Below are 13,403 nucleotides of genomic sequence, written 5' to 3'. Positions count from 1 at the left end.
TACGTCACGATTTGCGTGACTGGAGGACGTCGAGCTGCTTGCGGGCGGCGAGGCGGACGCTCTCGGGGACGTTGCGGTTCACCGTGAGCCCCTTCACGTCACGCTCGGCGAGACGGCCGAGGAGCGGCAGCGAGATCGCCGTTGGCGTGCGCGGGTTCCGCACGAGCGATGACACCACGGTGTAGTTCTTCGTCCACACGCGGCTCGTGCCGATGATGCGCAGCACCTCGTCGGACACGTTCTGCATCCGCGAGAAGTTCTCCACCTCAGTCTCGGTGAGCTTCGGACTGGCCAACACGGCCGTCGACACGAGGCGGTTCGGATCGCGGATCAGGATGGCACGCTGCTCGCGCCGGCCGAGCGTGGCGAGTTTCAGCTTCTTGGGTACGGGCAGCGACGTCAGGAGCTGGTGTGCCTCCTCCTCGTCGTCTGGAAGCGCCTCGGCCGCCATCGCCGCGACCTCGGCTTCCGTGGGCTCGGTCACGTCGTCCGATTCGACGTCGTCACCGCCCGCCGGACACAGTCCGGCGGCTCCACCGCGGGACTGGTCTATCGGCGGTTCGATCGGATCGGGACTGGCCACAGCCACAGGCGCACCACTTCGCGCCTCGTACCACGCGCGCAATTGGGCCGGCACGCCGTCGCGGCCGATGAAATCGCGCACTGCCGACTCCGGCAGACCGTCGATGGTGGCCGCGGCCAACGCTGCGACGTCGCCGTCCTCGTCTTCGGCCATCATCGCGAGCAGGACGAGCCGGTCCACACCTTCCGCACCGACTTGGCCGCGCGCCGCGAGCAGGCGCACGTCGCGCGGCACCTGGTCGCGCGCGAACACATCGACGATGGGCGACGAGACGCCGAAGGGCACGGCCTACGGCACCTGGAACTGCGCGACGGTGGACGGCACGATCGTGGCGCGCGCCACGCGGCCGGCGGCGCCGAGCGAGGTTCCCGGCCGGCCGTTCAACTCGTAGGCAAACGCGCCCGCATCACCGGCGGTGATGCTCAATCGTTCGGAGGCGTCGACAGTGATGCGTTCGCCGACGCTCACCTCTCGCGCCACGCGCATCTGCCCGTCGGCCGAGACCTGCACCCAGCAGCGTCCCGTCGGCGCGATCACCAGTCGCAAGGGCGACAGCGGCACGTCGGTGGTACTCGCGGCTGGTGCAGAACCTCCGGCATCAGTCGTCGCAGGCGCCTCCTGTCCGGGAGCATCCGGGGTCGGCAGCGCCACCGGGGCGGACACCGCCGCCACCACCTCCGATTGCGCGTCGCCGAGGGCAGGCGACGGCCTCCCCTCGGCCGATACCGGCTCCTGAACGGGAGCCGAACGCGAGCCGCTACCGATCCAGTCAGGTTTCAGGAGATAGACCGCCAGCAACGCCGCGGCGATCACGCCAACAGCCACGATCAGCATGGTGGCCACCGGCGCACCTTCACGGCTCGACGGCGGCGCCTCGTCGATGTCGTCGTCGCGCTGGCCAGGGTCGTCGGACAGGAACTGCGCCACGATCGCATCGGGGTCGAGACCCACCTGCACGGCATACGACCTGATGAACCCGCGTGTGAAGATGCCGCCGGGCAGCTTGTCGTACTGCCCCTTCTCGATCGCCTCGAGAAAACGGGCCGACACGTTGGTCTTCTCTGCAATAGCGTGCAGCGAGACCTTCCGGCGCTCCCGCGCCTCGCGCAAACGCTCACCAACGGTCACTGTGTCCGCTCCCGCTCTCCAAGCACCGCGTGCATCTCCCTCACCAGCGCCGCCAGTGCGGCACCGCCCTGCTCCCATGCCCGCACGAACACGTCGATCCCGGCCACGCCACACGCCCCGGCGGCGCGCACCGCCGCGCAGCGCTCCACGTCGATGCCGCCGATGGCGACGACAGGCGTCGCACCGGCAATACCCACCCATGCGGCGAGCGCAGCCACACCGGCAATCACCGCGTCGCCGCCTTTCGACACGGACGGGACCACGGTACCGAACAAAGCCACGTCAACGCCATCCGCGACCGTCGCCTGGTCACTCCCGTGTACCGACCTGCCGATGCGCAATCCCGTCGGCCATGCGGCACGCACGCGCGCGGCGGGCATGCCGTTGCCTCTCAAGTGCATGCCATGTGCACCGGCGGCCACCGCGACGTGCGCACGTTCGTTCACGAACACCTCGCACCCGCTCCCGGCCGTCGCCCGCATCACCGCGCGCGTGACGCGCACCAGGGTGCCATCGTCCCAGTCGCGTTCGCGGATCTGCACGACATCCACGCCGGCGGCGGCCACGGCGGCAGCAAACGCCACGAGCGCCGACGCCGCGTCGTCGCTCGAACCGCAGGACAACCGGCGACGGTCCGTGACAACGATGGTGCGCGGCGGCCACATCCCGTTCGGCTCCGGACTCCGATCACGCGCCAGGCACGTGCGGCGTGGCGCGGCGACGCGTGAGCATCACCCCGATCTCGACGAGCGCCGCAACGACGCTCACGATGCCGACGCCCGTGACGGCCCCGCGCACGTACGGATGCGTCATGAACGCCGCCAGTCTCGGCAGCAGCGCCGAGAAGTAGTTGCGGTCCCAGAACTGCGTCCACGGCGCCAGGATCAGCAGCAGCCCCGCCTCGAGGAGGTAGAGCGACAGCAGCACGCGACTGAACAGGGAAACGACTAGCCTCCGGCATCGACGCGCAGCAGCCTGTCGAGCCGTGCGCGCGCATCACGATAGTCCTCGACCTGCGACAGCAGATCCAGCAGCACACCCAGAGCACGGTCGGACTCACCGAGCGACTCGAGCGACTCCGCCAGATCGTACAGCACCGAGTGCTTCATCGCAGCATCGGGCACCGGCGCCTCGGTCGCCCGTTCGTACCACGCGACGGCTTCGACGAGCTGGCCGCGCGAGCGGTGCAGTTCCGCGAGCACGTGCGACGCTTCGAAGCACATGCGCGGCTCCGCCGACGCGCGCTCGAAGGCACGCGCCGCCTCCGACGCCAGACCTGCCGCCAGGAATACCCGGCCCGCCGCGAGCTGCTGTTCGGCCACCGTACGGTCTTCCCCATGCCGCTGCTGCAGGTCGGCGAAAACGGCATCGAGCTCCGTCCGTCCCTCGTCGGCGGGCGGCGTCACGGGTGCAACAGGCAGTTCCTCCATGCCCGGCTCGTTGTCGCCCGACCATTGGCCGGGCATCTCGACCGTGTCTGCCGTCTCGACGACAGGCTCGGGTTCGTCGGCGAGCACAGGCTCGCGTTCGGGAGCGAATTCCTGTGCCGGGACCGGTTCCGGCGCGAGCTCCAGCGCGGGTTCCGGCTCGGGAACAGGCTCGGACATCCCGGGCTGCGGCGCGCCATCCCGCACGGCGCGCAACGGCTCTGGCAGCGCCGGATCCCACTGCTTCAACTGATCGAGCAGATCCGTGAGGTCGATCTCTTCGTCGATGGTCACGACCTCCGCCATCGCGGAATCGCCCGTGGGCTCGGCCGGCACGACATCGATCCACGGCGCGGCCTCGGCCTCCTCGACCTCCTCGATCTCCTCCACCTCGTTCCGAGGGTCCTCGACCACGGTGGGGAACTCCGGCTCCTCGGTGTCCTCTTCGACCGGGGGCGCGACTGCGGCATCCTCGGCGACGGCCTCGACCACCTCGTCCGCAGGAGCTTGCGGCTCGATCTCGTAAGCGCTGCCGAACGCATTTCCGTGCGGGGATGGCGCGTCCTGCACGCCGAGCCACGACAGGAGCCCGACGTCCTCGGCTGCCGCCGCCGCGCCGGGCAGCGGCGAGTGGCGAGACGCAGGTACATCACGGCCCAGAAGGTCGGCCCAGTCGAACACGAAGCCCGATACCGGTGCTGCTGAAGGTGCTGGTGAAGGCGCCGGTCCAGGCGTCGGTGCCGCGTACGTCGGTTGGGCATCGACCGCGAGGACGATGACGTCCTCGACCGGCGCCGCCAACGGTTCCGGCGGCGCCACGGGCTCCGGCACAGGCCGCGCGACGGCGGGCGGTGCCACAAGGTCGTCGAGTGCCCGCCAGGGACTGTCGGAACCCTGCGCGGTCAGCACGTCGATGAACAGCTCCCGCGCGACGGCCGACGCAGGCTCGCGCAGGACAACGTCTTCGGCGATGGCCCGTGCTTCGGCCAGCCGCCCTTCGGTCAGGTAGACCCTGCCGAGCGCGCACTGCGCGGTGCCGAGCGATGCCAGATCACCCTCGACGCACAACTCCACCCAGCGGAGATGCTGTGCCGCCGACAGCCAGCCGCCCGCGGCCCCGTGAGCGAGCAACGCGATCGCGCGCGTGGCCCTCCCCACGCCTGACCACACCGCGACGGCGGATGTCGCTGCCGCGCGCGCCGCTCCGGGGTCGCGCGCCGCCAGGCGGTCGACGAGCGCGACGAGCATCTCCGGCGAGGCGCCGGCGTGGAGACGGCCCGCCACCAGCCTGTCGATCGTGTCGTGACGGTGCTGGCGCGAGGCGATCTCGACCAGCACGGCGAGCACGGGAATCGTCGACGCGTCGAGTAGCGCGGCAAGCCGCGCCGCCGATTCGAGATCGCCGCGATCGCAGGCGGCCTGCGCCAGGCGCAGTCTGACGCCATCGTCGGTTGGATCGGCGTCGAGCACGGCCTGCCATCGGCGCCAGGCATCGACGTCGTCCGCCGCGTCGGCGGCGGCCGCGTCGGCGCGGAGCCGCGCCAGCCGTTGGGACGGTGTTTCGGGAGCGTCAGCGTCACGAGCGGCCGCTGGCGCCGCCCCGACCTCGTCCGGCGCAGAACCGCCGGCCGACCATGCGTGGGCCGCGGCAGGTCCACCGGCCGCCGGCACGTCGTCCGGCACGGATTCACCAACCGCCCCCATGATGTCGGGGGCGGGGTCACGAGTCGGGGGTGGTTCGGATATCGCGTCGTCAACGCGCGGCGCGGGTTCGGGCAGCGGGAACATCCGTGGCGACCCCGTGGAGGGCGCGGTGGTCGGGGCACCTTCCAGCGTGGCGAGGCGCTCACGCGCAAGGCTCGCACCGGACGCGTCGCCGCGGCGCGTGCGCATGTCCGCCACGCGCTGGTACGCCACGCGGGCATCGGCCCTGAGCTTGAGAGCGACGGAGACCTCGGCGAGTTGCCACAGGGCGTGCTCGTCGGACGTATCGAGTTTGAGGACCTTCTTGTAGAGCGCGGCGGCTTTCGAGTGGAAGCCTTCTTCGAAGAGGTAGTCGGCCCAACGGGCGAACTGACCGGCGGCGGCTTCACGCTGGCCGGCGCGCTCGAGCAGATCCGCGAGTTGCTTGACCACGCCCCAGTCGACGGGCGTCATCTGCGCCAGCACCTGGTAGTGCCCGATGGCCTCGTCCACGCGCCCCTGGCGGAGTGCCTTGTCAGCCAGGGTGGTCAATTCCTCGCGGTTGCTCATCGGAAGCCGGTCGTGCGTCGTTCAACAAGTCCAACAAGGTGGGCTGGCGAAACGACCGCCTGTGCGCATCGCTCAACCCGTGTTGCCGGATGGCCGCCAGATGCTCCTCGGTGGCATAACCCTTGTGTCGGGCGTAGCCGTACCGGGGATCTTCCTCATCGAGCGCCATCATCAGACGATCCCGGGTGACCTTGGCGACGATCGAGGCGGCCGCGATGCAGGCGCACCGGCGGTCGCCCTTCACGAGGCACTCGTGGGGAACCGGGAGGTCGGGGATGGCAAAGCCGTCCGCGAGCACGTAATCGGCCGCAGGGGTCAATCCCAACACTGCGTCCCGCATGGCGGCCAGAGAAGCCTTGTGGATGTTGAGGCGATCGATGTCGGCGACAGGCCTGGATGCGACACGCCAGGCGAGCGCGCACCGGAGGATCCGGTCGTACAGGCGGTCGCGCGCGTCGGCGGAGAGGAGCTTGGAATCCCGCAGGCCAGCGATGGGCCTGGCGGGATCCAGCACGACGGCAGCGGCCGTGACGGGCCCGGCCAGACAGCCGCGGCCCACCTCGTCCACGCCGGCCACGGCGCGGTAGCCCGCACGGCGCCGCGCGTTCTCGATGTTGCGGCGGGCTGAGGGCCCGGCCGCCATCACGCCTGGGGAGCGGTCTTGCGCGTCGCGTCCTTCATGCGGGCCGCCTTGCCGCGCAGGGCGCGCAGGAAGTACAGCTTGGCGCGGCGGACCTTCGCGGTGCGCACGACCTCGATCTTGTCGATCACCGGCGAGTGCAGTGGGAAGATGCGCTCGACGCCCTGGCCGAACGACACCTTGCGCACCGTGATCGACGCCCGCGTGCTGCCGCGGTGCATGCCGATGATGAGCCCTTCGAACACCTGGATGCGCTCCTTGTCACCCTCGCGCACCTTGACGTGCACGCGGACGGTATCACCGGACTTGACGGCCGGCCGCTGGGTGAGCTGCGCGGATTCGATGGCTTCAATCGGGGTCATGACTCTGCTCCGTTCTTCTCGCTGGCCATCCATGCGGCCAGCCATGTTCGCTCTTGGTCGGTCAGCGCCTCGTCGCGCAACAGGTCCGGGCGCCGGTCGTACGTGCGCCGCAGGGCCTGCTGGCGTCGCCAGCGTGCAATCTCGCCGTGGTGCCCCGACAGCAGCACCTCGGGTACGTCGAGGCCGTGAAAACTCGCCGGCCGCGTGTAGTGCGGGTGATCCAGCAACCCGCGCGTGAAGGAATCGGCCACCACCGACTCCGCGTCTCCCACAACGCCGGGCACCAACCGCGCCACCGCGTCCACCAGCACCAGTGCCGGCAACTCTCCACCCGAGAGGACGAAGTCGCCGATGGAGACCTCCTCGGTGACCAGCGCCGCACTCACCCGCTCGTCCACGCCTTCGTACCGTCCGCACAGAATCACCAGGTGATTCCGGCGGCTGTACTCCTCGGCCACCACCTGCGTGAAGCGCCGCCCCTGTGGCGACGGCAGCAGCACCGCATCGGGCGTGCCCCGCGTCTCCCGCAGGTGCTCCACCGCGCGGAAGAACGGTTCCGCCTTCAGCACCATCCCCGGTCCGCCGCCGAACGGCGTGTCGTCGACCACCTTGTGGCGGTCCGACGTGAAGTCCCGCAGGTCGTACGCCCGCAGGTCAATCAGGCCGCTGGCCACCGCCCGGCCGAGGACCCCGTCCTGCACGCCGGCCCGCACCATGGCGGGGAAGATGGTCACGATGTCGATGCGCACGACGCTCCGGCCCCGGGGTATTCAGGTCCAGCAGCCCGTCCGGCGGCCGTACCACGATCAGGTCCGGCCGCAGCACCGGGCACAACGCCGGCGACAGCGGGACCTGCACTTCCTCCTGCCCGCGCGCCACGATCAGCACGCCCGATCCGCCCGTCGGCTCGACGCGCACCACGGTGCCGATCGCGTCGCCGGCTTCCGTCTGCACGGGTGCCCCGACGTACTGGTACCAGTAGTACTCGCCCTCGGGCAGCGGCGCGAGCGCCGCCTCGGGAATCTTCAGGTCGCCGCGCCCGAGCGCGTCGATGTCCTCGATCGCGTCGAGCCCGGCAAAGCCGACCAGCGGCCGTCCGGCGTGCATGCGCGACCGATCGATCTCGAGCGCCACGACCGTGCCGCCACGCAGGGCATACACGGTCGCCCCTACGGCGAAGCGCAACTCCGGGAAGTCGGTCTCGGGCAGGATCAGCACCTCGCCCTTCAACCCGTGCGGACGGCCGAACCGGCCGACCAACACCATGTCGTCCCAGCGATCCACGGCTGTCAGCGCCGGGGCGCGCCGTCGCGGAACTCGACCTGCACCTTGCGATCGCCGGCTGTCACCTGCGCCAGCGTGCGAATCGCCTGCGCCGTGCGGCCCTGCCTTCCGATCAACCGTCCGAGTTCGCCGGGCGCCATGTAGACGTCCAGGACGGCCACGCCACGATGCTCGGCCTCCGTGACGGTCACCTGCGAGGGGTCGTCGGCCAGCGCCCGGGCCACGACCTCCACGAGTTGGCGCGCGCTGCCCATCTAGGCCGTCGCCGCAGGCGCTGCGGCCTCGGGAGCCGCCACAGGCGCACGCTTGACGAGCGTACGCACCGAGTCCGACGGCCGTGCGCCCACGCTCAGCCAGTGCTGCAGTCGATCGCGATCGACCACGAGCGTCTCCGGCGTCTGGCGCGGGTTGTAGTAGCCGAGGATCTCGACAAACGCGCCCTCGCGGGCGTTGGCCGAGTCGATGACCACGATGCGATAGAACGGTGACTTCTTGGCGCCCTGACGGCGCAACCGAATGGTAAGCATCTGCTCTCTCTTGACCTCTCCTACCGCAGCGACCGCTGCGCCTGCACGGCGGCCTTCATCATGCCGAACTGCCTGCGCAGCTTCCCGCCGCCCTTGCCGCCCGCCAGCCCGCCCATCATCTTCATCATCTTCTTCTTGTCGAGGAACTGCTTGACGAGACGATTGACCTCTTCCACCGACGTGCCGCTGCCGCGCGCGATGCGCCGGCGGCGGCTCCCGTTGAGGAGCTGATGGTTCCGGCGTTCCCGGGGAGTCATCGACAGGATGATGGCCTCGACGCGCGCCATCTGCCCCTGATCGACCTTCCCCTGCAACTGCTGCTTCACCTGCCCCATGCCCGGCAGCATGCCGAGCAGGTTCTCGAGCGGCCCCATCTTCTTGATGGTCTGGAGCTGCTCGCGGAAGTCCTCGAGGGTGAAGTCGTTCTCGAGGAGTTTCTGTTCGAGCCTGGCCGCATCCTCGTGCGTGACGACGGATTCGGCCTTCTCGATGAGCGACAGCACGTCGCCCATGCCCAGCACGCGCGACACGACGCGATCGGGGTGGAACGGCTCGAGGTCGTCGAGACGCTCGCCGCTGCCCGTGAACGCGATCGGCACGCCGACGACGGAGACGACCGACAGCGCGGCACCGCCGCGCGCATCGCCGTCCATCTTCGAGAGCACGACGCCCGTGACCCCGACGCGGCGGTTGAACTCGCCCGCGCTCTTGATCGCGTCCTGCCCCGTCATCGCGTCGGCGACGTACAGCTGATCTGTCGGTCCGACAGCCGCCTTGATCGCCTCCAACTCCCCCATCAACTCATCGTCGATGTGGAGTCGGCCCGCGGTGTCGACGATGACCGTGTCGAAACCGAGAGTGCGGGCTTCCTGCAGCGCGCCCGATGCGCGCGAGACCGGGTCGAGATTGCCGGCCGGGTCGTGCGCGCGCACTCCCGCCTGCTTCGCGACCAGGTTCAACTGCTCGATCGCCGCCGGCCGACGCACGTCGGTGGACACGACGATCGGATGCTTCCCCTGCCTGACGAGCCACTTCGCGAGCTTGCCCGTCGTGGTCGTCTTGCCCGAGCCCTGGAGGCCGAGCATGAGAATCACGCGCGGGGTTGCGCTTGCCGGCGGCAGCCCACCCTGCGTGTCGCCGAACAACGCCAGCATCTCGTCGCGCACGATGCGCACGACCTGCTGACCGGCGCTGAGGCTCTTGAGCACCTCCTCGCCGACCGCGCGATCCCGCACCTTGTCGACGAACGCCTTGACGACCTTGAAGTTGACGTCCGCCTCGAGCAGCGCCATGCGGATTTCCCGCAGGGCGACTTCCACGGTCTCCGGCGTCAGGCGCACCTCTCTCCCGAGGTTGGCGAAGACGTCCTGGAGCCTGTTGCTGAGCGAGTCGAACATCACACACGTCCACCCGGACCGCCCTGCGGCCCCGTGGCAAACAGAGAGTGTAACAGGGAAAGGCCGGCAACGGGAACCGGCAACCGGGTCTCCGGATGGACCGGAACAGCGGCTACCTGTTGCCGTCATGCAGCATTCGGCATCGCGGCATTCGGCATTCGCTAGCGGTAGCTGGTGCGGCGGGGGTCGCCGACGCCGATGCGGGTGCCGTCCTCGGCGATCAGGATCGACTGGGTGTCGCCCTGGTAGCCGCCGCGTTCCTCGACCACCTGCCCTCTCGCGCGCAGGGCCTCGACGCGGTCTGCCGGCAGCCCGCCCTTCTCGAACATCAGGCGGTCGGGCAGGTGCTGATGGTGCAGGCGCGGCGACGACGTGGCCTGGACGAGATCCATGTCGAAATCGATGACCTGCGACACCGTCTGCGCGACGGTGGAAATGATCGTCGGCCCACCGGGCGACCCTGTCACGAGCCACAGCCGCCCGTCCGGACGCAGCACGATCGTGGGCGCCATCGCCGAGAGCATGCGCTTGCCGGGCTGGACCGCGTTGGCCTCGCCCTGCACCAACCCGAACTGGTTTGGCGATCCCGGCTTGGCGGCAAAGTCGTCCATCTCGTTGTTGAGCAGGAACCCCGCTCCCGTCACCGTGACCAGATTCCCATACAACGAATTGATCGTCGTCGTCACCGCGACGGCATTGCCCGCGCCATCCACGATCGAATAGTGCGTGGTGTGCGCGCCTTCGGCGACGGCACCGGCACCGCCCCCCGGAACTCCGAGTCCCGGCTCCACAGCCGTGGAGGGCGTGGCGTGGGCCATGTCGATCGTCGTGCGGCGCTCGACCGCGTACGCATCCGAGGCCATGCGCTCGATCGGCTGCGACACGAAATCGGGATCGCCGAGATACGTGTTCCTGTCGGCGAACGCGCGCTTGGCGGCTTCGGCATACACGTGCACGTGGTCGGCGGAGAGGAAGCCAGACGCCCGCAGGTCGTAGCCTTCGAGCACGTTCAGGATCTCGGCCAGCGTCACGCCGCCCGAGGACGGTGGCGGCATCGACACAATCGCATGCCCGCGATACTCGAACCGGAGCGGATCGCGCCATTTGGCTTCATACGCGGCCAGATCGGCGGCCGTCATCACGCCGCCTCCGCGACGCATCTCCGCATCGACGAGTTCCGCGGTCCGGCCGCGATAGAAGCCGTCGCGGCCGTCGGCAGCGACGCGGCGCAGCGTCGCCGCGAGAGCGGCCTGGGCGAACCGCTCCCCCACGGCGGGCGCCGCTCCGCCGGGCAGGAAGACGGCCGCCGTCGATGCGTACCGCGAGAGCCGCTGCGTCGCCGACGCCAGAGACGTCCCCAGTCTGTCGTGGACCACGAGGCCATCGGCCAACTCGATGGCGGGCGCGACGAGATCGGCCCACGGCAGCGACCCGAATCGACGATGGGCCTCCCACATGCCGGCGACCGAGCCCGGCACGCCGGCGGCGAGGTGGCCGACGACGGAGGCATCTGTGGCCTGACCATCAGGGCCGAGGAACATGTCGCGACTCGCAGCGGCAGGTGCCGTCTCGCGGAAGTCGAGCGCCACCGTCTCGCCGGCGGTCATGCGCGCGACGAGGAATCCGCCGCCGCCAATGTTGCCCGCTTCGGGATTGACGACAGCCAGCGCGAAGTGCGTGGCCACGGCGGCGTCGATGGCATTGCCGCCGCGCGCGAGGACCGCCATCCCGACATCGGTCGCCACAGGATCGGTCGTCGTGACCATCCCACCGGTGGCCGGGGCGGTACGTGCGACAGCCTGCGTGAGTGTCCACGTCGGCTCCGGCTCCTGCCTGGCGCACGCCGCGGCCAGCCCCACCATCGACGCCAGGCCGACAGCGAGCCCCGCACGCACGAGGACCGCCGACACCGCTCCCGCCACCCGCGTGTGTTCCATGCCGCGAGATTGTACCGGCGTCGAGCGTCCGGGCTAGACGCCCTTCAGCGTGTGACCGAGTTTCGTCTTCTTGGTCTTGAGGTACTTCAGCGTGTGCTCGCCGGCCGGAATCTCGAGCGGCTCGGTGCGCGTCACCGAGAGCCCGTAACCTTCCAGCCCCACGAACTTGCGCGGATTGTTGGTGAGCAGGCGCATGGACCGCACGCCGAGGCTGCGCAGGATCTGCGCGCCGATCCCGTAGTCGCGCTGATCGGCCTTGAAGCCGAGGCGCTCGTTGGCCTCCACCGTGTCGAGCCCCTGATCCTGCAGGGCATACGCGCGGATCTTGTTCGCGAGGCCGATCCCGCGTCCCTCCTGATTCAGGTACAGGAGTACCCCGCGTCCTTCATGGGCGATCCGTCGCATCGCCGTCTCGAGCTGCGCGCCGCAATCGCAGCGCGCCGAGTGGAAGACATCGCCGGTCAGGCAGCTCGAATGCACACGCACCATCACGTCGTCGCCATCGCTCACGTCGCCGCGCACGAGCGCCACGTGCGTCAGGCCGTCCACGGGGCTGTCGAAGGCGTGGACGTGGAAGTCGCCGAACTCGGTCGGCAACGTCGCCGTCGCCGCCGCCTGCACGAGCTGCTCGTGTCGCAGGCGCCACCGCACGAGATCGGCGCTGGTGATCATCAGCAGCTTGTGCTTGCGCGCGAAACGAGCCAGGTCCGGCACGCGTGCCATCTCGCCGTCCGGGCGCATGATCTCGCAGATGACGCCGGCCGGCGCGAGGCCAGCGGCGCGCGCGAGATCGACTGCCGCTTCGGTGTGACCAGTCCGCACCAGCACGCCACCGGCACGCGCACGCAGCGGGAACACGTGCCCGGGTCGCGCGAGATCGGACGCGTGCGTGGCCGGATCGATCGCGGTCCTGATCGTGGCGGCGCGATCGGGCGCAGAGATGCCCGTCGACGTCTTCCCCTTCGCTTCGATCGAGACGCACATCGCCGTCTCGGTCCGCGAGGAGTTGTGCTGCACCATCAACGGGATGTCGAGCGCGTCGAGCCGCTCCGGCGTCATCGCGAGACAGATGAGACCGCGGCCATGCGTGGCCATGAAGTTGATGGCCGCGGGCGTCACCAGCTCCGCCGCCATCGTGAGATCACCCTCGTTCTCGCGATCCTCATCGTCGACCACGATGATCATCTGACCGGCGCGGAAGGCGGCGATGGCCTCCTCCACGGTGGCGAACGGATTACGGGCGGCGCGGGCGACTGTGGATCCCTTGGCGATGCGGAGATTGCGAGTCATGGGCGAGGCGTTCCGAGCGACAGGCCGCGCAAGACGTACTTGCCGACCATGTCGCATTCGAGGTTCACGCGGTCACCTGGCCGCGCGTACTGCAGCGTGGTGGACGTCCAGGTGTGCGGAATGATCTGGACGTCGAAGGTTTCGGCGGCCAGCGACGCGATCGTCAGGCTGATGCCGTCGACCGCCACCGACCCCTTCTCGATGAAGTATGCGGCCAGCGCCGGCGGGAACGAAATCGTGACGCGCCAGAAGTCGCCGTCGCGTGTGACGGTCTCGATCCGGCCCGTGCCGTCCACATGCCCCTGCACGAAATGCCCGCCCAGGCGGCTTCCGACGGCGAGGGGTCGCTCCAGGTTCACGACGTCGCCTGTCGCAAGCGCCCCCAGCACCGTCACCCGCAGCGTCTCCGGCGAGACGTCGGCGCTCCACGAAACCGCGTCGTGCGATACGACGGTCAGGCAGACGCCGCTCGTGGCCACGCTCTCGCCGAGTGCGAGGTCGGCCGCCAGCGACGTCTCGATCGTCACGCGCTGACCGCCCGCCACGGGGGTCAGGGTGCGCACGGTGCCCGTTGC

Annotated in this window: 15 protein-coding genes; all 15 read right to left on the bottom strand. The window is 69.7% G+C overall.

What is annotated here, in order from left to right; translation table 11 throughout:
- Positions 1–4: 4 nt before the first annotated feature.
- The 15 genes from IT182_08615 to IT182_08545 all read right to left on the bottom strand — a co-directional run bounded on the left by IT182_08615 (position 5) and on the right by IT182_08545 (position 13,391).
- Positions 5–868, bottom strand: a complete 864-nt coding sequence (locus IT182_08615; GenBank protein ID MCC6163397.1) for a hypothetical protein — start codon at positions 866–868, stop codon at positions 5–7.
- Positions 869–871: 3 nt separating this feature from the next.
- Complete coding sequence (locus IT182_08610) at positions 872–1,711, bottom strand: DUF4115 domain-containing protein (protein ID MCC6163396.1); 840 nt, start codon at positions 1,709–1,711, stop codon at positions 872–874.
- Positions 1,708–2,376 (bottom strand): thiamine phosphate synthase, encoded by a 669-nt coding sequence (locus IT182_08605; protein MCC6163395.1) that lies wholly within the window; start codon positions 2,374–2,376, stop codon positions 1,708–1,710. The genes IT182_08610 and IT182_08605 overlap by 4 nt, the downstream gene beginning before the upstream one ends.
- Positions 2,377–2,398: 22 nt before the next feature.
- Positions 2,399–2,638 carry a hypothetical protein gene (locus IT182_08600; GenBank protein ID MCC6163394.1) on the bottom strand — a complete coding sequence of 80 codons (240 nt, stop codon included), beginning with the start codon at positions 2,636–2,638 and terminating at the stop codon, positions 2,399–2,401.
- 20 nt (positions 2,639–2,658) lie between these two features.
- Entirely contained in the window at positions 2,659–5,391 is a 2,733-nt protein-coding gene (locus IT182_08595) for a hypothetical protein (GenBank protein MCC6163393.1), read from the bottom strand.
- Positions 5,357–6,034, bottom strand: a complete 678-nt coding sequence (locus IT182_08590) for a ribonuclease HII (protein MCC6163392.1) — start codon at positions 6,032–6,034, stop codon at positions 5,357–5,359. The genes IT182_08595 and IT182_08590 overlap by 35 nt, the downstream gene beginning before the upstream one ends.
- Positions 6,034–6,393 (bottom strand): 50S ribosomal protein L19, encoded by a 360-nt coding sequence (rplS, locus tag IT182_08585; protein MCC6163391.1) that lies wholly within the window; start codon positions 6,391–6,393, stop codon positions 6,034–6,036. Before rplS ends, IT182_08590 begins: the two co-directional genes overlap by 1 nt.
- Positions 6,390–7,142 (bottom strand): tRNA (guanosine(37)-N1)-methyltransferase TrmD, encoded by a 753-nt coding sequence (gene trmD / locus IT182_08580; GenBank protein ID MCC6163390.1) that lies wholly within the window; start codon positions 7,140–7,142, stop codon positions 6,390–6,392. Before trmD ends, rplS begins: the two co-directional genes overlap by 4 nt.
- The gene (gene rimM / locus IT182_08575; protein ID MCC6163389.1) at positions 7,048–7,677 is read right to left on the bottom strand and encodes a 16S rRNA processing protein RimM; all 630 of its coding nucleotides are present in this window, start codon (positions 7,675–7,677) and stop codon (positions 7,048–7,050) included. Before rimM ends, trmD begins: the two co-directional genes overlap by 95 nt.
- Positions 7,678–7,682: 5 nt before the next feature.
- The gene (locus IT182_08570; protein ID MCC6163388.1) at positions 7,683–7,931 is read right to left on the bottom strand and encodes a KH domain-containing protein; all 249 of its coding nucleotides are present in this window, start codon (positions 7,929–7,931) and stop codon (positions 7,683–7,685) included.
- Positions 7,932–8,204: a 30S ribosomal protein S16 gene (gene rpsP, locus IT182_08565; protein MCC6163387.1), complete on the bottom strand. Its 273-nt coding sequence runs from the start codon at positions 8,202–8,204 to the stop codon at positions 7,932–7,934.
- A 20-nt stretch (positions 8,205–8,224) separates the two neighbouring features.
- A complete protein-coding gene (gene ffh / locus IT182_08560; protein ID MCC6163386.1) occupies positions 8,225–9,604 on the bottom strand; it encodes a signal recognition particle protein in 1,380 nt (459 codons plus the stop codon).
- Positions 9,605–9,762: 158 nt separating this feature from the next.
- A complete protein-coding gene (gene ggt / locus IT182_08555; protein MCC6163385.1) occupies positions 9,763–11,538 on the bottom strand; it encodes a gamma-glutamyltransferase in 1,776 nt (591 codons plus the stop codon).
- Between the two features lie 33 nt (positions 11,539–11,571).
- The gene (locus IT182_08550; GenBank protein ID MCC6163384.1) at positions 11,572–12,828 is read right to left on the bottom strand and encodes a bifunctional 3,4-dihydroxy-2-butanone-4-phosphate synthase/GTP cyclohydrolase II; all 1,257 of its coding nucleotides are present in this window, start codon (positions 12,826–12,828) and stop codon (positions 11,572–11,574) included.
- The gene (locus IT182_08545; GenBank protein ID MCC6163383.1) at positions 12,825–13,391 is read right to left on the bottom strand and encodes a riboflavin synthase; all 567 of its coding nucleotides are present in this window, start codon (positions 13,389–13,391) and stop codon (positions 12,825–12,827) included. Before IT182_08545 ends, IT182_08550 begins: the two co-directional genes overlap by 4 nt.
- Positions 13,392–13,403 lie beyond the last annotated feature (12 nt).

The sequence above is a fragment of the Acidobacteriota bacterium genome (genome assembly GCA_020845575.1).
In the GTDB taxonomy this organism is placed as follows: domain Bacteria; phylum Acidobacteriota; class Vicinamibacteria; order Vicinamibacterales; family Vicinamibacteraceae; genus Luteitalea.
This window is presented reverse-complemented; position numbering and strand designations above follow the sequence as displayed.